Consider the following 22,516-nt stretch of genomic DNA (forward strand, 5'->3'; position numbering starts at 1 on the left):
CGTCCCTGTACTGCGATCGATAGTACATGTACTACATACTTGAGCACAGGCGCTGCATCCCGGATCGGGTTCCCGACACCGGTCCACAGGTCGGCGGTGAGGAGGAACACGCAGGTCAGGGAGCCGTCGGAGTGTGTGGCCGGATCCGGCCACACCACACCCGGGTACGGGTACTCAGTGATCGAGGGGGCTCAGGGACGACAATGGACGGGAACGTTCGGTTCAGGACCGCAGGAGGCCCCATGCGCTGCAGCTACATCCGGCTTCTCGTCAACGACTACGAGGCCTGCTTCCACTTCTACGCCGACATCCTCAAGTTCCCCGTGCTGTGGGGTGACGAGACGAGCAGGTACGCGGAGTTCGACGTGGAGTCCGGGACGCGTCTGGCCATCAACCAGCGCGAGGTGATGGCGGAGGCGTTGGAGACCGACACCGCCGACCCCGAGCTCCCCCACCAGGACCGGCTCGCGGTCGTCTTCCAGGTGGACGACGTCGACGAAACCGCCGCCAAACTGGTCGCCGACGGCGCCCGCCAGGTCAGGGCGCCCTACGACTGGACGGCGTGGGGCGTGCGCGCCGCGCACTTCCGCGACCCCGACGGCTACCTGCTGGAGATCAACCACCCGCTCATCCCCGTGGACATCCCCACCCCGCCGAGCCCCTGAGCCCCCCTGGGCGGCGGAGCCTGACCACCGTGTCCGCGGCGCCGGAACGCGCCCGGCCGCGGGACCTCACCCGGCGAGGTGGTCCACCAGCAGCTCGTTGACCCGCTCGGCGCGCTCCACTCCGAGCAGGTGGGCGGCTCCGGAGACCACCTCGAACCGGGTGTCGGCGATCCCGTCGGCCAGCCGCCTGCCGTGCCCCGGTGGCATGAGGGCGTCGTGCGCCGCCGAGACCACCAGCGTCGGCACCCGGACCGCGGAGGCGAGGTGGCGCTGGTCCATGTCCGCGACCGCGTCGCAGATCGCGGCGAAGGCGCCCGCGTCGGTGCGCAGGAAGTCCTCGCTGAAGCGCTCGGTGACGTCGGGGCGGTCCTCGGCCATGTCGGGGGTGAACCACGGCAGGACGACGTCGGCGGCCACCGACTCGATCCCCGACTCCCGGACCCGCGCGGCGACCCGGTCCCAGCGGTGCGGGCGGGGGGTGCGCGGGGCGGCGGCGAGCAGGGCGATCCGCTCCAGCGTCCGGGGCGAGTTCGCCGCGATCCACACGAGCAGGGCGGCGCCGAAGCCGGCGCCGACGGCCGACACGCGGGTGAAGCCCCGCTCCTCCAGCAGGCCCAGGATGTCCAGGGCCATGTCCTCGACGGAGTAGGGGCCCTCCGGGGCGGGCGAGAACCCGTGCCCGCGGTGGTTGATCCGCAGTACCTGGTGGTCACGCGTGAGTTCGGCGATCTGCGGCTCCCACACCGACATCCTCGTACCGAAGGGCGGGACGAGCAGGACCACGGGAGCGTGCCGTGGACCGTCGAGGCGGTACTGCAGCGGAATCAAGGCCATGGAACCTCCGAGTCACCAGGACTCCCAGGCTATCCGGAGTCGTTTCGGGGGATCCAACGGCTTTCCGCCCCTCCCGCGAAGTGGAGGACAGTCGTTGACCGCCGTTCTCCCTACTGTCGTTTCCAGATCCGACGGCAGCGACTGGAAACGGTGATCAGGATGACGACTCAGGTCGAGAACGCACGAACGGCCGACACCGAGCGCGAGACCCTGCTGCGCGTGCTGGAGGAGCAGCGCGGCAACCTGCGGTACGCGGTGCGCGGGCTGACCGACGAGCAGGCGCGGCAGCGCACCACGGTGAGCGCCCTGTGCCTCGGAGGTGTGGTCAAGCACGTCGCCCGCGGCGAGAAGCACTGGGTGAAGTTCATCCTGGAGGGCGACCCGGGCACGGACTACGAGTCCCCGGAGACCTACGCCGTGCACGAGAACAGCTTCCGGCTGCTGGAGGGCGAGACCCTCCAGGGGGTGCTGGAGGAGTACGAGCGGGTGGCGGCGCGGACCGAGCAGATCGTTCGGGACCTGCCGGACCTGGAGGTCACCCAGAAGCTGCCGACCGCCCCATGGTTCCCGGAGGGGACCTACTGGACCGCCCGCGAGGTCCTGCTGCACGTCATCGCGGAGAACGCCCAGCACAACGGCCACGCGGACATCATCCGCGAGGAACTGGACGGCCAGAAGACGATGGGCTGACCCCGCCTAGGGGCCGCCCCCGCCAAGGGGCGGACCCCGTCCAAGGGGCGGACCCCGTCCAAGGGCCGACCCCGAACGCGTGTCCCGCGCCCGGCGTGTCCCGCGCCCGGCGTGTCCCGGGTCCGGCGTGTCCCGCCCCGGTGCGGGACACGCGTTCACGTGCCGGTCAGGACCGGCGCGGCGCACGGGTGGTGGCCACGGCGGTGAGCCACGCCGCCGCCCAGACGGCACCGACCGCGAGCGACGTCCACGCCGCGACACCCTGCGCGGGTTCGCCCAGCCCGGGGGCCAGGCCGGCGGCGCGCGCGGTGAACGACACCACACCGGCCGCGATCAGCAGCGCGCCCGCGCCGTTGGCCACGAGCAGGGGCACACGCCAGAGCGCGCGGGCGGGCGGGCGCAGCAGCGCGAGGACGAACAGCACCATGACCGCGCCCACGGCGGCGTTGGCCAACTGGCCGCCGACGGGGTCGTGGACGTCGTAGGCCTCCGGCGGGGCGGGGAACCCCGGCATCCCCAGTGCGCCGTTCAGCGCCAGGTGCACCTTCGAGACGGCGTAGGCGGCGGCTCCCGCCGCCGCGAGGAGGACGGCCGCGGTGTGTCGGTTCATGGACCCATCCTCCGGGACGGGGCCGGCAGCGGGATCACCCCCCGGCGGGACCCCGCTCCCCCGAGGGAGGGAGGCCGCCCCGCCACGTGCCGGGCTCCGGGAAAGGGTGTCAGCGGCGGTGCGTCCGAACGTTCCCGACACGAGCGCACCCGTCGCCAATCTGTATAGTTTTCTATACAGTTAGGGTATGGCGATTCTTGAACACACCCAGGAGATCAGCGTCACCGACGCAGCCAGACGCGGCGTCGCGGGCATCGTCCACGACGCGGAACAGGGCACCGAGGTCATCGTGACCCGACGACACGAGCCGGTCGCGGCCGTGGTCGCGTTCGCCCGGCTCGCGGAACTGGAGCAGGCGGAAGCGGATCTGAGGGATCTCGCGCTGGTCATGGCCCGGGAACTCACGGACAGTGGACGGCGGACCTCCATGGACGACGTGCTGACCGCCTTCGGGCACAGCCGTGGCTCACTCGAAGAACTGCCCGAGGACTGATGGCCGAGATCACCTTCACCGACGCTGCCCTCGACGACCTGCGGCGACTCGGCCCGGACGCTGTGCCCAAGGTCCTCAAGAAGGTCCTTCTCCTGGAGGAGAACCCAGAGGCCGGATACCCGCTGGGCGGGGAACTCACGGGGTTTCGCAAACTCGTCGTCGTACGCAACACCTGGCGTGTCGTGTACCGCGTCACCGACGAGAAGCGTGTGGAGATCTGCGAGGTCTGGGCCGTCGGAACGCGAGCGGACGCCCAGGTCTACGCCGAGGCCTCCCGGAGAGTTCGGGCAGCTTCGAAGGACACCCCCGCCGCCCAGAAGCTCGCGGTCGTCATCGAACACCTCGGCAAACCCGCGGAGAGGGTGGCACATGAATCGCCTCCCACGAGAGAACCCGTCCCGGGCTGGCTGGCCGAACGTCTGGTCCGCACCGTCGGCATGCCCCCTGAGAAGGTGGCCGCCCTCGATCTGGAACAGGCCGTGGACCTCTGGGCCGACTTCCGATCACGACCACACTGACCCCGCACTCCGCCCTCGGTGTCCACACGCGTATCAGCGACGCGGAACTCCCCGCGCCCCGGGAACGACAACGGGGGCGTCCTCGCTGATCTGCGAGAACGCCCCCGGAAAGAGGTGGCGAGGGTCGCCTCCGCATCCCCCCTCAAAGTACGGAGGCGACCCCCGCGCTGGGAAACGGCCTGCGACTCCTCCCCCCGGGAGTCGCGGCCTGAATGGTCTGCCACGAGGAACGATCTGGTCGTTCCTTGTTGATAGAGACACTACCCACCGCACCCACGAAGAACAACCCTCTGTCACGGAGAACTACTTAAAGTGATCGTCATCGTCGTACAGGGCCAACGCCAATGAGCTGTGGGCAGTGTCAACCAGGGGTCATGGCGGGCCGCCCGGCGGGCGCGCATAGCCTGGTCCGGTGAGATCCGCACTCCTCAGCCCACGGTGGATCGGCCTGCACGTGCTGGCCGTCCTCGCCCTCGTCGTGTGCGTCGCCGGGACGTACTGGCAGTCGGTCCGCGCCTTCGAGCCCGACCGCGACGTCGTCACCAATCCCGTCGCCGACCTCGCCGACGCGGAGGAGCTCGACGCCCTGCTCGTCCCCGGCGAGTACGCCCACCCGGACTCCTACGCCAACACGGCGGTCACCGCGACCGGGTCCTTCGACTCCGGGGCCCAGCTCCTGGTGCCCCGCGCGCACGACGGCGCCGAGGGGTTCGACGTGGTGCTGCCCCTGGACACCGGGGACGGCGTCGCCCTCGCCGTCAACCGCGGCTGGACCGAGGACCCCGACTCCGTCCCGGAGGCACCGGAGGGCGAGGTCACCGTCGCCGGCTGGCTGGTGCCGCCCACCACCGCGCCCGACGGCATCGTGCCGGTGGAGGTCCCCGAGGGCCAGGTCGAGCGGATCGCCCCCTCGGTGCTGGTCAACGAGTGGGACTACCGCCTCTACGAGGGCCACCTGACGCTGCCCGCCAGCGACCCGGCCACCGCGTCGCTCGTGCCGGCGCCGCCGCCCGAGCCGCCCACCGGCATCACGGTCAACTGGCGCAGCCTCAGCTACACCTTCCAGTGGGCGCTCTTCGGCCTGTCCGCGGTCGCGTACTGGGCGATCAGCGTGCGCCGGGAACTGCGCGCGGAGCGGTCCCGTCGGGCAGGCGAGGGCGAGGAGGAGACGGTTCAGGCGGCCGCGGGCTCCTGAGCCCGCTCGGCCTCCTTCGCCCGCTCCGAGCGCACCACCCGGTGCTCGACCACGAAACCGAGGACCGGGATCGTGCCCGCGAGCACCACGCCCAGGGTGCGCCCCGCGCCCCAGCGGCGGTCCAGCGACACCCACAGCACGACCAGCACGTAGGCCATGTAGATGTAGCCGTGCGGCATCGCGATGAACAGCATCAGCGGCGACTCGGGCCCGAACCAGTGCTCCCACCCCTGCGGGGCGGGCACCAGCGCGAACATCGAATCCTCTCCCACCAGGTACTTCGCGGGCATCGCCACGAAGGTCAGACCCAGCAGGAAGATTCCGGTCACGTACGCGAGCACCCGGTACAACGCGAACGACACACGCCTCTTGTCCACGGCGACTTCACCCAATTCAACGACGAACGCCCCGATCGGGGCCATCTTCGAGGTTAAGCCCGCCCGTCGCCCACCACCGCCCGGGGGCCGCCCCGCGGAACACACGGGCTACCACCCTCAACCGACGCCTCCGGCGCAACCCCCACGCCCGTCGCCCACCATCGCCCGGGGGCCGCTCCGCGGAACACACGGGCTACCACCCTCAACCGACGCCTCCGGCGCAACCCCCGCCCGTCGCCCACCACCGCCCGGGGGCCGCTCCCGTGGCGGGGGCGGTCAGGACTTGTTGGAGACGCGGATCGGGCTGCTCCAGCGGCCGTCGGAGTCGGCGGTCCAGGCCCGCGGGATCATCCGCAGCGACAGGTAGGCGTCCACCAGCCGGATCGGGAAGAAGAACACCCCGTAGAGCAGGTAGGACGGCCTGCGCCGCACCATCGCCATGAAACACGTGAGCATGTAGTCGGGCACGAACAGGCCGATGACGATGGCCGTCAGCGGCAGGATCGCCGTCACCGCGGTGAAGCCCTCCCCGAAGTACGGGACCGTGAGGGCGGTCTCACCCCAGAGCGTGCCGACCAGGACGAACACGCCGAGCAGCGACGTGGCCAACAGGGCGAACGAGACCACCACGACCTCGACGATGTACAGCGCCAGCGCCAGCCAGAACACGCTGGGCCACACCCGGTGCCGCCGCACCGTCTGCCAGAACCCCAGCGTCCAGCGCCCGACCTGCTTGTAGTAGTCCCGGAGGGTGAACGGGTCCTGGCTGTAGGCCTTGGTGTCCGGGCGCATCGAGATCTTGCCGAGGCGCTTGCGCTGCACCTCGAAGGTCATGTTGAAGTCCTCGATCACCAGGCCCTTGGGGTTGATCTCCACCTCGCGCAGCGCGCTGCTGCGGTAGACGCTGGCGAACCCCGGCACGATGAAGGACGTGTTCGTGCGCTTCCACGTCTGGCCGAACCGCATGAAGTACTGGAGCAGGAAGTACAGGCGGTCCCGGTAGGCCGAGATGAGCCGCCCGACGAACGTGCGCTCCCGCGGCTTCCACTCCGACTCGACGAACCCGGCGACGGCGGCGACCGCGGGATCGCTCAGCTGCCGCTTGGCACCGCGCACGTAGCCCTCGTCGAGTTCGGTGTCGGCGTCCAGGATCACCACGCCGTCGTAGTTGTCGGTGAGCGCGAACTCCTCGATGACCGCCTCGATGGCACCGGCCTTGCCCCGGTTGGTGAGGAGTTCGAGGACGTTGACGCCCGTGTTGGCGGCGATCTCCGCGGTGGCGTCCCCGGAGGAGTCCGAGACCACGTAGATGTCCCAGCGGTCGAACAGGCTCAGCGCGGAGGCGATGGCCCCGTCGATGACCGGCTCCTCGTTGTGCGCCGGGATGACCACGGCGAGCGTGATGTCCTCGGCGGCGGACCCCTCCACCGTGCCGCCGGAATCCCGTTCGGCCACGTCGGAGGGCCGCTGGCCGGCATCGGCCAGGGCCGTCCCACCGCCCTCGGGGTGGCCCGAACCGGACAGCTCGGACGCGGCCCCGGAGGCGCCGGCGGCGACCAGGACCCGGTCCCGTGAGTCCGCGCGGGGCACGGCCCGGACGCCGTCGCGGGGCCTCCTCCCGAAGACCGACCGCGCGGTCTCCTCCGTCAGACGGAGCAGTCCCATGACCGTCCACAGCAGGAGGTTCGCGCCGAAGGCCAGCCACAGGAAGGCATAGGCGAGCACACCGCCGGTCGCGGCGGCCAGCCCGGAAGCGTAGTCGAACCAGTAGACGAAGAGCGCGACGGTCAGCAGCAGGGCGACCAGCCCCGTGAGCAGACCGCCGGCGAAGCGCACGATACGCACGGCCTTGAACCCCTCCGAAGATCAGTGGTTTCGGGCCGACAATAACCCAGAAGGTCGGCGATAGGTTGACGCACTACGACACCGGCAGGTTGACCCGGGTTCGCGTCCTATGTAGGCCACGCAAATCGTATCCACGGGCTTGCGGGAGGTGGTACCCATTAGAAGATATTTGGGAGGAAGACCGAGGGGCTCATGATGCCACTGGTTCGCTCAGGGCTGCCTGGGGACACACGCGATCCGCTCGGCCACGTCAGACGCAGAAAAGGAGAACGCCCGGCGTGATCGGCGATCCAGCTGCCGCATCGCCCGGTCCTGACCGCGCGGAGCAGGACCGGATCCACGGCACCACCCGCGACTCCGCGCCTGCGACCAGTGCGGACACCGGCAACATCCGAGTGGCGATCCACCAGCCGCACTACCTGCCGTGGCTGGGCCTGATCGACAAGATCGACCGCTGCGACCACTACGTCGTTCTGGACACGGTGCAGTTCGAGCGGCGTGGTTGGCAGAACCGGAACTACGTCGTCGGCCGCGCGGAACCGGTCCTGCTGACCGTGCCGGTCACTCAGGGACACCGAACGGATCGCATACTGGACAAATATATTGACAACACGCACAAATGGAGGCGAAAGCACCACACGGCGCTGGCCGAACACTGTTACCGAAATGCTCCGTACTGGGACGACTATGCGGAAGAAATCGCCCGTTTGTACGAGAACGAGTGGAAGCGTGTCGCGGACCTGGCGATAGCGACCACCCGGCTGCTGCTACGCGGATTCGGCATCACCACACCGTTGCTGCGCGCCAGCGAGATCGGTGACCTCCCGGGCACCAAGAGCGAACTCCTCGCCCGGATCTGCGCCAGAACGGGCGCGGACACGCTCGTCTCGGGGTCCGGGGCCAAGGACTACCTGGACGCGGAGATCCTGCGCGACCACGGTGTCCGCATCGAGTGGCAGGACTTCCGCCACCCGGTGTACCGCCAGCACTCACGCGCCCACGGGGACTTCGTACCCCGGTTGTCGGCCCTCGACCTGCTGCTCAACGCCGGACCCGACGCGCTCCGCGTACTCAGGCAGGCGCGCGCGCACGACTGACCCGCCGCTGGCTCCGAGTCAGCACCCGGGTCCACCACCCGCCCACGACACCGGGCGGACCCGCACCACTGACTCGGGAACCACCCGACATCCCACTTCGGCCAAGGAAACGGGACACTGCCATGACGACGGACTGGGGCCAGGAGCGCATCCTGGTCTTCGCACCCCACCCCGACGACGAGACCCTCGGCTGCGGCGGTCTGCTCAGCAAGGCCAAGCGGGCCGGTGCCGAGATCCTCGTCCAGTTCATCACCGTGGGCGACACCGCGGACGAGTCGGCCAAGGGTTTCTCGACGGCGGAGGAGCGCTACGCCGAGATCAAGAAGGTGTCCGACCACTTCCGCTGGGACGACTGGAACATGGCGCTGCCCGGTGACCACTTCCACCTGCGCCTGGACACCGTCGCCCAGGTCGACCTCGCCCAGATCATCGAGCGTGAGAGCCCGATCTCGATCGCGCGCACGCGGCCCACCGTGGTGCTGGCGCCGCACCGGACCAGCTACAACCAGGACCACCGGGCCGTCGCCGAGGCCGTGCACACGGCCCTGCGCCCGTCCAACACGGCCGTGCGCCACCACCCGCGGCTCGTCCTGTCCTATGAGGAGGCCGCCGACCAGTGGCGGTCCGAGGCCGTGGCGCCGCCCTCGCTCATCGTCGAGCTGGACGAGGACGACGTCGACGCCAAACTCCAGGCCATGGAGCTGTACGGCTCCCAGGCACACGAGCACCCCCACACCCGCTCCGAGACGACTCTGCGCAGCCTCGCCGTGCTGAGGGGCATGCAGGCCGGCGTGGCCCTCGGGGAGGGATTCCACGTCGCGCGCTGGCTGGCCTGAGGCCACCGGACCGAGTTCCCCCGGCGTCCCCCGGACAGCGGACTCCCCCACCCGTCCCATCACAGACACCTCCCCCTGAGTACAGCAACACACAGCGCCCATATGGAGGGGAAACCATGAAGGCCGTGATCACCGGCGGAGCCGGATTCATCGGGTCGCACCTGTGCGACCACCTCGTCGCCCGAGGGCACGAGGTCACCGTCCTGGACGACCTGTCGACCGGTTCACGGGAGAACGTGGCACACCTGGAGGCCGCCCCCGGCTTCCGCTTCGTGCACGGGGACATCCTGGACAAGAGCCTGGTCGACGACCTCGTCGCCCAGTCCGACACCGTCTACCACCTCGCCGCGGCGGTGGGCGTCCACACCATCGTGGACAACCCGCTCAAGTCGCTGCGGACCAACCTGCACGGCACGGAGAACGTGGTGGAGTCCGCGGTCTCCCACCGCGTGCCGTACATGGTCGCCTCGACCAGCGAGGTCTACGGCAAGAACGACGCCGACGGCCTCGCCGAGGACGCCGACCGGATCTACGGTTCACCGACCAAGAGCCGGTGGTCGTACGCGGCGGCCAAGGGCCTGGACGAGCTGGTGGCCTACGTGCACGGCGCCGAGTCCGGCGTGCCGTGCGTCATCACCCGCTTCTTCAACGTCGTCGGCCCGCGCCAGACCGGCCGCTACGGCATGGTCGTGCCCCGGTTCGTGGAGCAGGCCCTGGCGGGACGGCCGATCACGGTCTACGGGACCGGGACGCAGCGCCGCTGCTTCGGCTCGGTGCACGACATCATCCCGGCGCTGCCCCGGCTGATGGCGACGCCGGAGGCCTACAACCGCGCGGTCAACCTGGGAGGGCACGAGGAGGTCTCCATCAAGGGCCTGGCCGACCGGGTCGTGGAGCTCACCGGCTCCACCAGCCCGATCACCTACGTCGACTACGAGCAGGCCTACGGCGAGGGCTACGAGGACATGCAGCGGCGCTACCCGGACACCTCGCTGGCGGCGCGGCTGATCGACTACCGACCCACGCGCGACCTCAACGCCATCATCGGCTCGATCGTGGACCACCGGAGCACCTCGGTCCCCCAGCCCGTGTAGACACCGACCCGCGGCCCCCGCGGCGCCCGCCGCCCGGGAGGTCGTCACCGCCACCGCCCCGCCCGCGGCCGCACGGGTCCGCCCGCCCCCAGGGCCAGAGCCCTCCCGCGCCCGCCATGAGGCCATCGGAGGGGCGAGCCGGACACCCGCCCAGCCGTGCGAGCCCCCCGCGACGGCGCCCGGGGGGTCAGACGGCCAGGACCGTCCCCACGACGAGGACCACGCTCAGGACGAGGACCGTCGCGCACACCGTGACCATGGCCCACGGTGTCGCCACGTTCAGCGGCGGACGGCCCGACTCGGGGTCGCGCGTGCCGTGGCCGCACCGGCGCCACCGGAGATGGACGTGGAGGGCGAGCAGGCCGGCCATGACGATCGACATCGTCATCATGGCCGTCCGGACGGCCATCGAGGGCTCGGGGATGTGGGTCGTCTCGGGAACGAGCGAGCCACGCATGAACAGCATCCCGACCAGGACCATCAGGATCAGCGTGCGCTGCCAGGACATCAGGGTGCGTTCGGGCTGGAGCCCCGGGTCCCGGTCGACGGGCCCGCTCACAGCAGGTTCCCCAACAGGATCAGCACGACGATCGCGGCCACGGCCAGCGTGGTCACCACCGGCAGCATGCTCAGGCGCAGCGTGTCGCCGCGGCTCATGATCTGCTGGACGCGGAACCAGCGCAGCGGCGCGTAGACCGTGATGACGCCGGCCAGTCCGGCCAGGACCAGGCCGACCGCGGTCCGCGACCCGTCGGCCCATTCGAGGGGGAGCAGGTGCAGGACGGCGACGGCGCCGGCGAGGAGGGCCAGGGCCGTGCGGACCCAGGCCAGGAAGGTGCGCTCGTTGGCGAGGGTGAACCGGTAGTCGACGCCGTCGCCGCTGTCGGGGGTGTCGGAAGCCATCCGTCCCCCCTCACGTCGTCGCTTTCGGGCTTTCGGCCCACGCGGTACCGGTCACTGACCACAATGAACTCGTGCCCCCTCCGACACTAGTCTCACATGCCTGTTCCTCCCAAACAGGTCGAGACCACGTGTTAGGTAGGAAATAGCCACGTTGAGCGCCTCCGCGTGTCCGCGGTCCCGCGGCGGGCATGTGGAACAAATGAGCGGGCACGACCGCTGTAGCACTGACAGAGATGGCAGTTGGCCACCGGTCGACACCAGACGACGAAGAGATTCAGGAGACCACGTGCCCACCGTCGAACTCACCAAGGACAACTTCGCCGAGACGCTGAAGGACAACGACTTCGTCCTCATCGACTTCTGGGCGGACTGGTGCGGGCCCTGCCGTCAGTTCGCTCCCGTCTTCGAGAAGTCCGCGGAGCAGCACACCGACATCGTGCACGCCAAGGTGGACACGGAGGCGCAGCGCGAGCTCGCCTTCGAGTTCAAGATCCAGTCGATCCCGACGCTGATGATCGTGCGCGACCGCACGGTCATCTACAACGAGCCGGGCGCGCTGCCCTCCGAGGCCCTGGAGAGCCTGATCACCCAGGCGAAGGAGCTGGACATGGACGAGGTCCGCAGCAAGCTCGCCGAGCAGGGGGACGAGGCCAAGAAGCAGAGCTAGGACCGCTCCGCGACGGGAGCGGGCTTCCCGCACCTCCGGCAGGGGGCCGCGGGACCGAGCCGAGGGAGCTTCGGCCTGGAGACAGGCCGAGGGAGCTTCGGCGCGGGACCCGGGCCGCTCCGCGACGGGAGCGGCCGTCTCCCGCCACCGCCCCGGTGGGCACGCACGGGCGTGACCGCCGGGGCCTCGTCGTGCCGCGGCCGGGGCCGCGCCGGGCCGTCCGCGGCGCACGCGCGGCCCGGCCCACCGACCGGATCCGGCCCGACCGGATACCCTCGCCCCGAGGGACACACGGGAGCGCGGAGCACGGTCCGCCGAGACCCACCGCGGGCGATTCCACCCCTGCCACCTGGATACATGACGAAACCAGGACGAATCACGCGTGCGGCACATCCGAGTTCACCGCCCACGTTCATCCAGGCCACGAGGTTCGTTCACCTCCTCTTCATTCGGGCATATTTGCATGGGTTCGACCGCGCTCCGCGAGCGACGCCCATCGGCGACCGCACCAGCACCGTCCGACCCGGAAGTGGCCCCATGTCTGTCAGCAACACCGCCTCTCCCCGCGACACCGCGTCCGGCCGTGGCCCCGCCCCCGACACGATCCGCTACAACCGCGAGGTGCCGGGTCTGGACAACCCCGTCTTCGACATCTCCGACCTGTCGATCTACTACGGCGACAACAAGGCCGTCCGCGACGTGGAGATGAAGGTCGGCCCGCGCCAGATCACGGCGATGATCGGCCCGTCCGGCTGCGGCAAGAGCACCGTCCTGCGCACGCTCAACCGGATGAACGACCTCATCCCCGGCGCTCGGGTCGAGGGCAAGGTCCAGTACCACGGTGAGGACCTCTACGCCCCCGAGGTGGACCCCATCGAGGTCCGCCGCCGGATCGGCATGGTGTTCCAGAAGCCGAACCCCTTCCCCAAGTCCATCTACGACAACATCGCCTACGGCCCGCGGATCAACGGCATGCGCGGCAACATGGACGACCTGGTCGAGGAGACGCTGACCAAGGCCGCCCTGTGGGACGAGGTCAAGGACAAGCTGAAGGACAGCGCGTTCGCCCTCTCCGGCGGCCAGCAGCAGCGCCTGTGCATCGCCCGCACCATCGCGGTCAACCCCGAGGTCATCCTGATGGACGAGCCCTGCTCGGCGCTCGACCCCATCGCGACCCTCAAGATCGAAGACCTGATGTACGAGCTGGCCAGCGACTTCACCATCGTCATCGTCACCCACAACATGCAGCAGGCCGCGCGCGTGTCCGACCGGACGGCGTTCTTCACCGCGGGTGTCGACGACTCCGGCGACCGCTACGGCAGCCTCGTGGAGTTCGACGAGACGGCGACGATCTTCAGCAAGCCGGCCGACCAGCGCACGGAGGACTACATCTCGGGCCGCTTCGGCTGATCCGTTCGTCGGACTCCTCCTCCCGCCCTCTCGACGAAGTGGACCGCCATGCCAGCGCTCACCTCCTCCACCGCCGTCCCGCAGCCCGCGGGCTCACCGGACGGCGAGGAGCGGATGGAGCGCGCGCCGCGTGTGGAGCGCGCCGACGGTCCGCTCCGGGTCCTGCTGGTGGAGCCCGAATCGGAGCAGTCCCACCAGCTGGTGCTGTCGCTGAGCGGCCACGACGTGGACATCACCGTGTGCGTCGACGGCGCGGAGGCGCTGCTGCGCGTGGGCCAGCTCAGACCGGACACGCTGGTCACCAGCGCGACGCCGCCCGAGGTGGACCTGGAGACGCTGGTGCGGGTGACACGGCGGGCCACGGACATCCCGATCCTCATCGGAGTGGGCCCCGGCGACTCCCAGCGCGCGGTCCGCGCGCTGGCCGTCGGCGCCACGGCGTGTGTGAGCCGCCCGTACCGGATCCCCGAACTCGCGGCGCTGCTGCGCGGTTCGCTGCCCGGCGGCGACGGACACCACGCGGAGGCCGGCGGCGGGACGCCGCTCGCGCTGCGCTCGGGGGCGCTGGAACTCGACGCGCTGGGGCACCGGCTGTTCGTGGACGGGTCACCGGTCAACCTCGCCCTGCGGGAGTTCGGGATCATGGACTTCCTGCTCCGCAACAACGGGCGGGTGGTGAGCCGGGAGGAGTTGTGGACCGAGGTCTGGCACAAGCCGCTGCCTCCGGTGAACAACACGATCGCGGTGCACATCCGGCGCCTGCGGCACAAGCTCGGCGATTCCGAGGCGCAGCCCCGGTTCATCCACACGGTGCGCGGAATCGGTTACCGGTTGGACACCGGAAACGGAGGCTGACCGCGTGCGGGGGTCCATACATTGACGTCCAGGGTCGCACGGCGGACGCCGTGTGGCCCATTGTTCATGTTGGCGTCATTGTCGCCGGAATACCCACGGTCCGATGAACCGACCGGGAATCCGGAATGTCATCCGGGTCGCGCGCACGCGACCCACAACAGACTTACCCAGCGTCACCACCACATGTCATCACCTGGAGTTACGTCCGATAACTCCATCGACACACGCGTACGTTATCAAACGGTTACCGCGATTCACCTTCCATTCACCCTGCTTCCACTGATTCGCCTTCATTTCGATGACACCACGACTTTCGGCACACATACCGTCGTTTTACGTCAGCCCCGACAGTGGTGATTCAACGAGGAGAACTTCGACATGCGCAACGGGCGTTCCAAGCTCGCCGTTCTGGCGGCCATCCCCCTGCTCGCGGCGGCGTGCAGCAGTGGCGGCGGCAGTGACACCGGCACCGACAGCGAGGGCGGCGAGCTCAGCGGCACCCTGACCGGTGCCGGAGCCAGCTTCCCCGATCCCCTCTTCCAGGACTGGATCTACACCTACAACGACGTGCAGCCCGGCGTCGAGGTCAACTACCAGAGCGTCGGCTCCGGCGCCGGCGTCGAGCAGTTCCTGGAGGAGACGGTCGACTTCGGCTCCTCCGAGGAGCCCCTGAGCGAGGAGGAGCTGCAGGCCGCGCTCGACACCCGTGGCTGCGAGGCCGTGCAGTTCCCGGTCGTGTTCGGCTCCGTGGTCGTCGCCTTCGACAACCCCGACCTCGACGGCCTGGTCCTGGACGCGGAGGCCGTGGCCGGCATCTTCGCCGGTCGGATCACCTCCTTCGACGACCCGGCGATCGCCGACCTCAACCCCGACATGGACCTTCCGGACGACGAGATCGTCCCGGTCCACCGCTCGGACGGCTCGGGCACCACCAAGGTCTTCACGCACTACCTGTCCACCGAGGTCGACTGGTGGGCCGAGGAGTTCGGCGCGGACAAGGAGATCCAGTGGGCTGACGGCCTGGTCGGCGGTCAGCAGAACGACGGCGTGGCCCAGGGCATCACCCAGAACCCGGGCGGCGTGGGCTACGTCAACCAGTCCTTCGCGATGGAGGCCGGCCTGTCCACCGCCTCGATCGTCAACGAGGACGGCAACCCGATCGAGCCGACCCTGGAGGCCACCACCATCGCCTCCGAGGAGGCCGAGATCCCGGACAACTTCCAGTTCACGATCGACAACATCGGTGGTGAGGGCTACCCGATCGCGGGCAGCAACTTCATCTTCACCTACACCTGTGGCTACGAGGCCGCCACGGCCGACATGATCACCGACTTCTGGACCTGGGCGATGACCGACGAGGCCGCCGACGAGCTGGCCCTGGAGCTCGGCTACGCCCCGCTGGGCGACAGCCTCAAGGAGCGCGTGCTCGAGACCATCGAGCTGACCAACGCCGAGAGCGGCGGTCTGCCGGGCGACCCCGGCGCCGCGGCCGAGGGTGACGCCGGTGCCGAGGACGAGGCGGCCGAGGGCGACGCCGCAGACGACGCCGAGGCCACCGACGCCGAGGCCGACGAGGAGTAACCCCTCCGGGCGGTCGGGTCGGCACCCGGCCCGACCGCCCTCCACCCGCCGCCCCGGAGTGACGGGGCGGCACTGGTCTGCACTCCCACCGAAAGCCACAGAGGAGAAGCCCATGTCCACCGAGGCCCCCGAGACGCCTCCAGCCCGTGAGGACGCACGGCGGGGGACACTGACGTCCAGCAGAGGACGTCTGGCCGATCCGATCTTCAAGTGGGTCGTCACCGCCTGCGGCGCCCTCGTGCTGGTCATCCTGGCCCTGATGGTCCTGCGGACCGTGTCCGAGGCCTGGCCGGTCTTCGTCAAGGAGGGCTTCTTCGGCTTCCTGGTCGGTGACACGTGGGACGCGGGAGGCTCGCGCGACGAGATCACCGGCACCTACGGTGCCTGGCCGTTCATCTACGGCACGCTGGTCACGGCCGTCATCGCCCTCGCCATCGCGCTGCCGCTGGCGATCATGGTCGCCGTGTACCTCACCCACATGGCGCCGCGCCGCCTGGCCAAGCCGCTCTCCTACACGGTGGAGCTGCTGGCCGCGGTGCCGAGCGTCATCTTCGGCCTCTGGGGCCTGCACTGGTTCCTGCCGAACGTGCTCCGCCCCTTCTTCGAGTTCCTCGAAGCCACGCTGGGGTGGTTCTTCCTGTTCGAAGGGCCGGTCCGCGGCGTCGGCTACCTGCCCGCCGGGATCGTCCTGGCCATCATGATCCTGCCGATCATGACCGCGATCATCCGCGAGGTGGTCGCCGTCCAGCCCCTCGAACAGCAGATGGCCGCCTACGCCCTGGGCTCCACCCGGTGGGAGGTCGTCTCGAAGGTGGTCCTGCCCTCCAGCTTCTCCGGGATCGTGGCCGCCACCATGCTGGGGCTCGGCCGCGCGCTGGGCGAGACCATCGCCGTGCTGATGCTGATCGGCGGCTCCCAGTCCTGGGGCGCCAGCCTCTTCGGCACGGGCAGCAGCATGGCCTCGCACATCGCCGCGACCTTCGGCGAGGCCTCCCCGGAGGGCCGGACCGGGCTGATGGCGATCGGTGTCGCCCTGTTCCTGGTCACGATGATCGTCAACATCCTCGCCCGCGTGATCGTGTGGCGCCTGGGACAGCACACGGGAGACGCCGCCGTATGAGCACCACGACCACCACGCCTCCGACGCCGTCCGCGCCCTCCGGGCACACGCCGCTGAGCGTGCGCAGCCGGGGCGCCGGCACGCGACGGATCAAGGACCGCGTGTCGACCGTCGTCCTGACGGCCGCGATGGTCATCGCGATGATCCCGCTGGTCCTCATCATCTTCGAGGTGACCCGGCGCGGCATCGGGGTCGTCGACCTGGACTTCATCACCCAGAGGGAGCCCCCGCCCCGCCGCGAGGGCGGCGGCTACGTGGCCGGTTTCGTCGGCACGCTCTACATCATGGCGCTGGCCGTCCTGATGTCGATCCCGTTCGGCATCGCCACGGCCGTCTACATCGTGGAGTACGGGCCGAACCGGCTGACCGCGGTGATCCGCTTCTTCACGGACGTCATGACGGGTATCCCGTCGATCTTCGTCGGCCTGTTCGTCTACGGCCTGCTCGTGGTCGGCTGGGGCGGTCTGGGCTTCGGTACCTTCGTGGGCGCCGTGGCGATCGCCGTGATGATGCTGCCGATCGTGACACGATCAGCGGAGGAGATGCTCCGCCTCGTCCCGCAGGAGATCCGCAACGCCAGCTACGGCCTGGGCGCCCGCAAGTGGCAGACCATCGTGCACACGGTCCTGCCCGCCGCCGGACCCGGCCTGGCCACCGGTTCGATGCTCGCGGTGGCGCGCGGGATCGGTGAGACGGCGCCGCTGATGCTCACCGCGTTCGGGTCGGGCCTGATCGTGACCGCGTTCCAGGGCAGTGCCCAGGGCGCCGTGCCCCTGCAGCTGTACCGGGGCGCGTCCCAGCCGTTCGAGGCCGGGATCGACCGCGCCTGGGGCGCGGCGCTGTGCCTGTTCGCCCTGGTGCTGCTGTTCACAGTGGTCGCCCGCTGGATCGGTTCCCGGGGCGCCTCGCGCACCAGCTGACCGACCGCTCCGACCGTACGGGGCCGTGGGCCGGGACCTCCCGGCACGCGGCCCCGCCGCCGTCCCCGGTCCGCCTTCCGCGCCCGCTGTGTTCGCCGATAGCCTGGCGCGATCCGAGCCCTCGAATCCCCTGAGAGTGTGACCCCCATGACCGAGACCTCCCAGTACGCCGCCACGTTCTCCCTCGTCGACACCGACGGCGACGGCCGCATCTCGGCCGGTGAGCTGGCCGATCTCATCCGCCGGCTCGGCGACGAGTGCACCGAGGAGCGGGCCGCGGAGGCCGTGGCCGCGATGGACGCCGACCACGACGACCTCATCTCCCTGGCGGAGTTCGCCGCCTACATGTCGCGGAACCAGGGCTGACCCTCCCTCACGTACGCCAGCGCCAGCCCAGCTCCTCACCGGTCGGCGGCGGCCCGGGGAGGACGTCCGGGCCGCCGCCGTCGCTTCCCCCTCCCGTGTCCGCGCCGCCGCGGTCTCCCGCGCCGCTCGGACCGCGGCCTCCGCCACCGTCGCCGCCGCGTGCGGCCGCGGCGTCCATCCCCCGTACGAGCAGCGCCAGATGGCGCCTGCGCAGCTGCCGCGTGCGCTCGGCGTCGGGCAGCCGGATGGCGGCGCACCCCTCCAGGACGAGCGTGACGTCGTCGGGGACGATGTCGGCGCGCAGCCGCCCGCACCCACGCGCCCGCTCGACCAGCCGCGTGCCCAGCTCCGCCGCCCGGAGCGAGTCCGCGTACATCTGCTCGGTCGGCGTGAACGATCCGGCGAGGTGGACGGTGAGCGAGTGCACGTCGGCGTCCACCACGCGGCCCAGGAACGCGGTGAGGGCCCGCCAGGGGTCGGGGTCGGCCAGGGCCGCCTCGGCCTCGCACACGAAGCGCAGGAGCCCGTCGTGGCAGAGCCTGCGCAGGAGTTCCTCCTTTCCCGCGTAGCGCCGGTAGAGGGCGCTCATGCCCACGCCCGCGCGGGCGGCCACGGCCGAGACCGGCGCCCTGGGGTCCTCGATGAAGACCGCGCGGGCGGCCTCCAGGATCGTCTCGTCGTTGCGTGCCGCCTGGCTCCGGCGCCCGGGGAGGCCGGCGGCGGAAGCCTCGTTCTTCTTGGCCATGCCACGACCCTAGCACTGGAACGGATCGTTCCGTTCTGATACAGTCAAGGGGAACGAAGCATTCCGTTCCAAAAATGGGAGCAGCCATGCGCACCGAGATCGTCCCCGCCCGCATCGACGTCCCGCAGGACCGGCTGGACGACCTCGCCGACCGCCTGCGCCGCACCCGCCGCCCCGACGCGCTGCCGGACGCCGGAGCCGACTACGGCGTGCCGGTGGACCGCGTCGAGCGCCTGCGCGCCCACTGGCTGGAGGCGTTCGACTGGCGAGCCCTGGAGGACCGGCTGAACGCCTACCCGCAGTTCACGACGGAGATCGACGGCGCGAACATCCACTTCCTGCACGTGCGCTCCTCCCGTGAGGACGCCACTCCCCTGGTGATCACGCACGGCTGGCCCGGGTCCGTGCTGGAGTACCTGAACGCGATCGACGCCCTGACCGAGCCGGAGTCGCCCCAGGACCCGGCCTTCCACGTGGTGCTGCCCTCCATGCCCGGGTTCGGCTTCTCCGGCCCGACCCGCGACCGGGGCTGGGACACCGCCCGCATCGCGCGCGCCTGGGTGGAGCTGATGGACCGCCTGGGCTACGAGTCCTACGGCGCGATGGGCAACGACGGCGGCTCGATGGTCTCGCCGGAGGTGGGCCGACTGGCGCCCGGGAAGGTGGTCGGGGTGCACGTCACCCAGCTGTTCTCCTTCCCCTCGGGTGACCCGGCCGAGTTCGCGGATCTGAGCGAGGAGGACCAGGCGGCGCTCGCGCACCTGCAGTGGTTCTACGAGAACAAGTTCTCCTTCAACCAGGTGCACAGCCAGCAGCCGCTGACGCTGGCCTACGCGCTGGCGGACTCCCCGGCCGGACTGCTGGCATGGAACAGCCAGCTGATGGACGACGACCTGGACGACGAGTTCGTGGTCGCCAACGCGGCGGTGTACTGGCTGACCGGGACGGCGGCGTCGTCGATCCGCTTCTACTACGAGAACGCCCGCGCCGGGGCGCCGGACGCCGGCCCGACGACCGTCCCGACCGCGCTGGCGATGTTCGAGGGCGACTTCCGGTCCATCCGCGCCTTCGCCGAGCGCGACCACCGCAACATCGTCCGCTGGAACTCCTACGGGAAGGGCGGCCACTACGCCGCCCACGCCGCCACCGACACCCTCGTGCGCGATGTGAGGAGGTTCTTCGCCGCAGGCGTCCGTTGAGGGTGGTAGGCCCGCCCCTCGCGGAGCGCCCGGGGCCGACAGCGGGCGGCGGGCGGGGGTTCTTCGCCGAAGGCGTCCGTTGAGGGACACGCGGAACGGGGCCGTGGGGGCGGCGCCCGCACGGCCCCAGTAGCCTGGTCCCCGACCACGCCCGCACACCTGAGACGTAGGCAGATGCCCGACACCACCGAGTACGAAGCCACCTTCGCGTTCGTCGACGCCAACAGCGACGGCCTCATCTCCGCGCCGGAGTACGCCGACCTCATGCACCGGCTGGGCGACAGCTGCACCGAGGCCCAGGCACTGGCCGCGATCGAGGCCATGGACCAGGACGGCGACGGCCTGATCACGCTGGACGAGTTCATCCGGTTCATGTCCGACAACGAGGCCTGAACCCAGGACTCCCGCGTCCCGGCCGCGGCCGCGACCCCTACCGCGGTTCGCTCGCCAGGTAGATCGTGTCGGGCACGCCCCGGGCCACCGGGACCTCGATCACGCGCACCGACGCGAACCGGGCCGTCAGCGCCGCCTCGAAGGTGGGCACGGCGTTGGCGCTCCAGAAGGACAGCAGCCCGCCGGGGGCGAGCAGGCGGGTCAGCCGGTCGAGCCCGGCGGCCTCGTAGAGCCGGCCGTTGCCCTCGATCACCGTCCAGTCGGGACCGTTGTCGGTGTCCAGGCAGATGAGGTCGTAGCGGACCGGAGCCTCCGCGGCGGCGGCCTTCTCCAGCCACGCCACGATGTCGGCGTTGTGGACACGGCAGCGGGGATCGCGGTGGACGTACTCGGCCGCCTCGCCCAGCTCGCCGTCGTGCCAGGCGATCACCTGGGGTTCCAGCTCCACCACGTCCACGCGCGCGACCCGCGGGTGGTCCAGCGCCTCCCGTGCGGTGAACCCGACCCCGAGACCGCCCACGAGGACGCTCGCCCGCGAACGGCCCGCGGGCAGGGCGGTCAGGCCGACCCGCACCATCTCCCGCTCGGAGGTGCCGTCGCGGGTGTCCATGAGGAACAGGCCGTTGGAGTAGATCTCGTAGTGCGCGCCCACGCGCTTGAGAACCAGGTCGCCGCCGGTCTCCCCGGTGACCCTGGCCAGGGTGGCGGTCTCGCCCTCGGGGACCGTGTACCGCGCGTCGAGCGCCGTGTCTCGCTGCTCCATCCCCACATTGTGCCCCTTACCCCGGGCGCGCGCCCTCCACGTCCGGCCGGGGCGGGGGAACTGCCTCGATCGAACCCTGGCGAGCTTTACCTTCCGGAAGGTAAAGTAGGACCATGGAACGCAGCACGAGGACACGGATTCTGGACGGGGCGCTCGACCTGCTCCGGGCCGAGGGGGGCGGGAGCGTCACCCTGGACGCCGCCGCCAGGCAGGCGGGGCTGACCAAGCCCGGACTGATGTACCACTTCCCGACCAAGGAGGCCCTCAAGCTCGGCATCGTCGACCACGTCGCCGCACGGTGGGAGGAGATGCTGCTCGACCGCCTGGGCGGACCGCTCGACGCGGCCTCACCGCACCGGCGCACGCGCGCCTACGTGGAGGTCGCTCTGACCGCCCCGTTCGACCGGGCCGACTACGCCGTCTGCACCGACGCCCTGTACCGCGACGCCTTCCACCAGACCTGGGAGCGCCGCTTCGGGCCCTGGCTGCTCCTGCCCGACGACCTGCCGGACCAGGACCGCGCCCGGCTCACCGCCGCACGGCTCCTGGCGGACGGCTACTGGACGGCCGCCGCCACCGGCGTCTTCCCCGTCCTCGAACGCGACCGCGCACGGGTGGTCGCGATCACCGACGACCTGCTGAGAGACGAGAGCCCATGAAGCAGTGGCTGTTCCTGCTGACCGCGATCCTCCTGGAGGTCACCGCGACCCTCTCCCTGCGTGCCGCGCTCGACCACCCCGGCTGGTTCGCGGTGGTGGGCCTCGGCTACCTCGGCGCGTTCGTCGCGCTCTCCCACGTCCTGCGCCTGGGCATGGGCGTCGGCGTCGCCTACGGCGTGTGGGCCGCGACCGGCGTCGCCCTCACCGCCGTCCTGGCCACGTTCCTCTTCGGCGACCCCCTGACCGCGTCCATGGGCCTGGGCATCGCCCTGGTCATCGGCGGCGTGCTGTGCGTGGAGCTGGGCTCCCAGGCCGCGCACGCCCGCACGAGCGAGCGGGAAGGGACGAGCGTATGACCTGGCTCTTCATCTCCGGAGCGGTGCTCACCGAGGTCGCCGGCACGCTGTCGCTGCGGATGGCCTCCCAGGAGAACGCGAACAGGTGGTGGTTCGCGGCGGTGGCCGCGGGCTACCTGGCCGCGTTCGGGCTGCTCACCCTGGCCCTGCTCGGCGGCATGGCGGTCGGCGTCGCCTACGGGATCTGGGCCGCCTCGGGCGTCGCGCTGACCGCGCTCGCCTCACGCCTGCTCTTCGACGAACCCCTCACCAGGGTGATGGTGCTGGGCATCGGACTGATCATCGCCGGTGTGCTGCTCATCGAGCTGGGCTCCGGCCACTGACC

General features: G+C 70.4%; 28 protein-coding genes. 20 read left to right on the top strand and 8 right to left on the bottom strand.

Annotation, left to right across the window (positions count from 1 at the left end; translation table 11 throughout):
• The first annotated feature begins 242 nt into the window (after positions 1–242).
• Entirely contained in the window at positions 243–665 is a 423-nt protein-coding gene (locus tag ADL05_RS23820) for a VOC family protein (protein WP_053619235.1), read from the top strand.
• A gap of 66 nt (positions 666–731) precedes the next feature.
• Here the strand turns inward: ADL05_RS23820 and ADL05_RS23825 are convergent, their stop codons facing one another.
• A complete protein-coding gene (locus tag ADL05_RS23825; protein WP_053619236.1) occupies positions 732–1,499 on the bottom strand; it encodes an alpha/beta fold hydrolase in 768 nt (255 codons plus the stop codon).
• A gap of 159 nt (positions 1,500–1,658) precedes the next feature.
• Between ADL05_RS23825 and ADL05_RS23830 the strand changes: the two genes are divergently transcribed.
• Entirely contained in the window at positions 1,659–2,189 is a 531-nt protein-coding gene (locus ADL05_RS23830) for a DinB family protein (RefSeq protein ID WP_053619237.1), read from the top strand.
• Positions 2,190–2,355: 166 nt separating this feature from the next.
• Here the strand turns inward: ADL05_RS23830 and ADL05_RS23835 are convergent, their stop codons facing one another.
• On the bottom strand, positions 2,356–2,799 hold the full coding sequence (locus tag ADL05_RS23835) for a hypothetical protein (RefSeq protein WP_053619238.1): 444 nt from the start codon (positions 2,797–2,799) through the stop codon (positions 2,356–2,358).
• Between the two features lie 187 nt (positions 2,800–2,986).
• Between ADL05_RS23835 and ADL05_RS23840 the strand changes: the two genes are divergently transcribed.
• The 3 genes from ADL05_RS23840 (at position 2,987) to ADL05_RS23850 (ending at position 5,005) form a co-directional block, all read left to right on the top strand.
• Positions 2,987–3,292 carry a prevent-host-death family protein gene (locus ADL05_RS23840; protein ID WP_053619239.1) on the top strand — a complete coding sequence of 102 codons (306 nt, stop codon included), beginning with the start codon at positions 2,987–2,989 and terminating at the stop codon, positions 3,290–3,292.
• Positions 3,292–3,810, top strand: a complete 519-nt coding sequence (locus ADL05_RS23845) for a type II toxin-antitoxin system RelE/ParE family toxin (RefSeq protein WP_053619240.1) — start codon at positions 3,292–3,294, stop codon at positions 3,808–3,810. Before ADL05_RS23840 ends, ADL05_RS23845 begins: the two co-directional genes overlap by 1 nt.
• 412 nt (positions 3,811–4,222) lie before the next feature.
• On the top strand, positions 4,223–5,005 hold the full coding sequence (locus ADL05_RS23850) for an SURF1 family protein (protein ID WP_053619241.1): 783 nt from the start codon (positions 4,223–4,225) through the stop codon (positions 5,003–5,005).
• On the opposite strand, the gene ADL05_RS23855 is transcribed toward ADL05_RS23850, so the two are convergent.
• Entirely contained in the window at positions 4,984–5,427 is a 444-nt protein-coding gene (locus ADL05_RS23855; protein WP_231640886.1) for a DUF3817 domain-containing protein, read from the bottom strand. The two genes, ADL05_RS23850 and ADL05_RS23855, sit on opposite strands and share 22 nt — an antisense overlap.
• 231 nt (positions 5,428–5,658) lie before the next feature.
• Positions 5,659–7,227: a glycosyltransferase family 2 protein gene (locus ADL05_RS23860; RefSeq protein WP_053619243.1), complete on the bottom strand. Its 1,569-nt coding sequence runs from the start codon at positions 7,225–7,227 to the stop codon at positions 5,659–5,661.
• A gap of 389 nt (positions 7,228–7,616) precedes the next feature.
• Here ADL05_RS23860 and ADL05_RS23865 point away from each other — a divergent pair, with 389 nt between their 5' ends.
• The 3 genes from ADL05_RS23865 to ADL05_RS23875 all read left to right on the top strand — a co-directional run bounded on the left by ADL05_RS23865 (position 7,617) and on the right by ADL05_RS23875 (position 10,254).
• Complete coding sequence (locus ADL05_RS23865) at positions 7,617–8,324, top strand: WbqC family protein (RefSeq protein WP_053619314.1); 708 nt, start codon at positions 7,617–7,619, stop codon at positions 8,322–8,324.
• Positions 8,325–8,446: 122 nt separating this feature from the next.
• Positions 8,447–9,160 (top strand): PIG-L deacetylase family protein, encoded by a 714-nt coding sequence (locus ADL05_RS23870; protein WP_053619244.1) that lies wholly within the window; start codon positions 8,447–8,449, stop codon positions 9,158–9,160.
• A 116-nt stretch (positions 9,161–9,276) separates the two neighbouring features.
• Entirely contained in the window at positions 9,277–10,254 is a 978-nt protein-coding gene (locus tag ADL05_RS23875; protein ID WP_053619245.1) for an NAD(P)-dependent oxidoreductase, read from the top strand.
• A gap of 187 nt (positions 10,255–10,441) precedes the next feature.
• On the opposite strand, the gene ADL05_RS23880 is transcribed toward ADL05_RS23875, so the two are convergent.
• Positions 10,442–10,813, bottom strand: a complete 372-nt coding sequence (locus ADL05_RS23880; RefSeq protein WP_053619246.1) for a DUF202 domain-containing protein — start codon at positions 10,811–10,813, stop codon at positions 10,442–10,444.
• Positions 10,810–11,157, bottom strand: a complete 348-nt coding sequence (locus tag ADL05_RS23885) for a YidH family protein (RefSeq protein WP_053619247.1) — start codon at positions 11,155–11,157, stop codon at positions 10,810–10,812. Before ADL05_RS23885 ends, ADL05_RS23880 begins: the two co-directional genes overlap by 4 nt.
• Before the next feature lie 286 nt (positions 11,158–11,443).
• Here ADL05_RS23885 and trxA point away from each other — a divergent pair, with 286 nt between their 5' ends.
• The 7 genes from trxA (at position 11,444) to ADL05_RS23920 (ending at position 18,076) form a co-directional block, all read left to right on the top strand.
• A complete protein-coding gene (gene trxA, locus ADL05_RS23890; protein ID WP_053619248.1) occupies positions 11,444–11,824 on the top strand; it encodes a thioredoxin in 381 nt (126 codons plus the stop codon).
• Positions 11,825–12,361: 537 nt separating this feature from the next.
• Positions 12,362–13,234 carry a phosphate ABC transporter ATP-binding protein PstB gene (gene pstB / locus ADL05_RS23895; protein ID WP_053619249.1) on the top strand — a complete coding sequence of 291 codons (873 nt, stop codon included), beginning with the start codon at positions 12,362–12,364 and terminating at the stop codon, positions 13,232–13,234.
• A 48-nt stretch (positions 13,235–13,282) separates the two neighbouring features.
• On the top strand, positions 13,283–14,089 hold the full coding sequence (locus tag ADL05_RS23900; protein ID WP_053619250.1) for a response regulator transcription factor: 807 nt from the start codon (positions 13,283–13,285) through the stop codon (positions 14,087–14,089).
• A 378-nt stretch (positions 14,090–14,467) separates the two neighbouring features.
• The gene (gene pstS / locus ADL05_RS23905) at positions 14,468–15,670 is read left to right on the top strand and encodes a phosphate ABC transporter substrate-binding protein PstS (RefSeq protein ID WP_053619251.1); all 1,203 of its coding nucleotides are present in this window, start codon (positions 14,468–14,470) and stop codon (positions 15,668–15,670) included.
• A gap of 112 nt (positions 15,671–15,782) precedes the next feature.
• The gene (gene pstC, locus ADL05_RS23910) at positions 15,783–16,790 is read left to right on the top strand and encodes a phosphate ABC transporter permease subunit PstC (RefSeq protein ID WP_053619252.1); all 1,008 of its coding nucleotides are present in this window, start codon (positions 15,783–15,785) and stop codon (positions 16,788–16,790) included.
• Positions 16,787–17,710 (top strand): phosphate ABC transporter permease PstA, encoded by a 924-nt coding sequence (gene pstA / locus ADL05_RS23915; protein ID WP_053619253.1) that lies wholly within the window; start codon positions 16,787–16,789, stop codon positions 17,708–17,710. The genes pstC and pstA overlap by 4 nt, the downstream gene beginning before the upstream one ends.
• Before the next feature lie 147 nt (positions 17,711–17,857).
• Complete coding sequence (locus ADL05_RS23920; RefSeq protein WP_053619254.1) at positions 17,858–18,076, top strand: EF-hand domain-containing protein; 219 nt, start codon at positions 17,858–17,860, stop codon at positions 18,074–18,076.
• A gap of 7 nt (positions 18,077–18,083) precedes the next feature.
• Here the strand turns inward: ADL05_RS23920 and ADL05_RS23925 are convergent, their stop codons facing one another.
• Complete coding sequence (locus ADL05_RS23925) at positions 18,084–18,821, bottom strand: TetR/AcrR family transcriptional regulator (RefSeq protein WP_053619255.1); 738 nt, start codon at positions 18,819–18,821, stop codon at positions 18,084–18,086.
• Positions 18,822–18,907: 86 nt separating this feature from the next.
• On the opposite strand from ADL05_RS23925, the gene ADL05_RS23930 reads away from it, so the two are divergent.
• Both ADL05_RS23930 and ADL05_RS23935 read left to right on the top strand, forming a co-directional pair.
• Positions 18,908–20,020 (top strand): epoxide hydrolase family protein, encoded by a 1,113-nt coding sequence (locus ADL05_RS23930; RefSeq protein ID WP_053619256.1) that lies wholly within the window; start codon positions 18,908–18,910, stop codon positions 20,018–20,020.
• Positions 20,021–20,194: 174 nt separating this feature from the next.
• The gene (locus ADL05_RS23935; RefSeq protein WP_053619257.1) at positions 20,195–20,413 is read left to right on the top strand and encodes an EF-hand domain-containing protein; all 219 of its coding nucleotides are present in this window, start codon (positions 20,195–20,197) and stop codon (positions 20,411–20,413) included.
• 37 nt (positions 20,414–20,450) lie between these two features.
• On the opposite strand, the gene ADL05_RS23940 is transcribed toward ADL05_RS23935, so the two are convergent.
• Positions 20,451–21,176, bottom strand: coding sequence for a spermidine synthase (locus ADL05_RS23940; protein ID WP_053619258.1), 726 nt, complete (start codon positions 21,174–21,176; stop codon positions 20,451–20,453).
• Positions 21,177–21,289: 113 nt separating this feature from the next.
• Between ADL05_RS23940 and ADL05_RS23945 the strand changes: the two genes are divergently transcribed.
• The 3 genes from ADL05_RS23945 to ADL05_RS23955 are packed head-to-tail and all read left to right on the top strand — an operon-like array spanning position 21,290 to position 22,514.
• Positions 21,290–21,835, top strand: coding sequence for a TetR/AcrR family transcriptional regulator (locus ADL05_RS23945; RefSeq protein ID WP_053619259.1), 546 nt, complete (start codon positions 21,290–21,292; stop codon positions 21,833–21,835).
• Complete coding sequence (locus tag ADL05_RS23950; RefSeq protein ID WP_053619260.1) at positions 21,832–22,191, top strand: multidrug efflux SMR transporter; 360 nt, start codon at positions 21,832–21,834, stop codon at positions 22,189–22,191. The genes ADL05_RS23945 and ADL05_RS23950 overlap by 4 nt, the downstream gene beginning before the upstream one ends.
• Positions 22,188–22,514, top strand: a complete 327-nt coding sequence (locus ADL05_RS23955; RefSeq protein ID WP_053619261.1) for a multidrug efflux SMR transporter — start codon at positions 22,188–22,190, stop codon at positions 22,512–22,514. The genes ADL05_RS23950 and ADL05_RS23955 overlap by 4 nt, the downstream gene beginning before the upstream one ends.
• Positions 22,515–22,516 lie beyond the last annotated feature (2 nt).

The sequence above is a fragment of the Nocardiopsis sp. NRRL B-16309 genome (assembly GCF_001279585.1).
Lineage (GTDB): Bacteria > Actinomycetota > Actinomycetes > Streptosporangiales > Streptosporangiaceae > Nocardiopsis.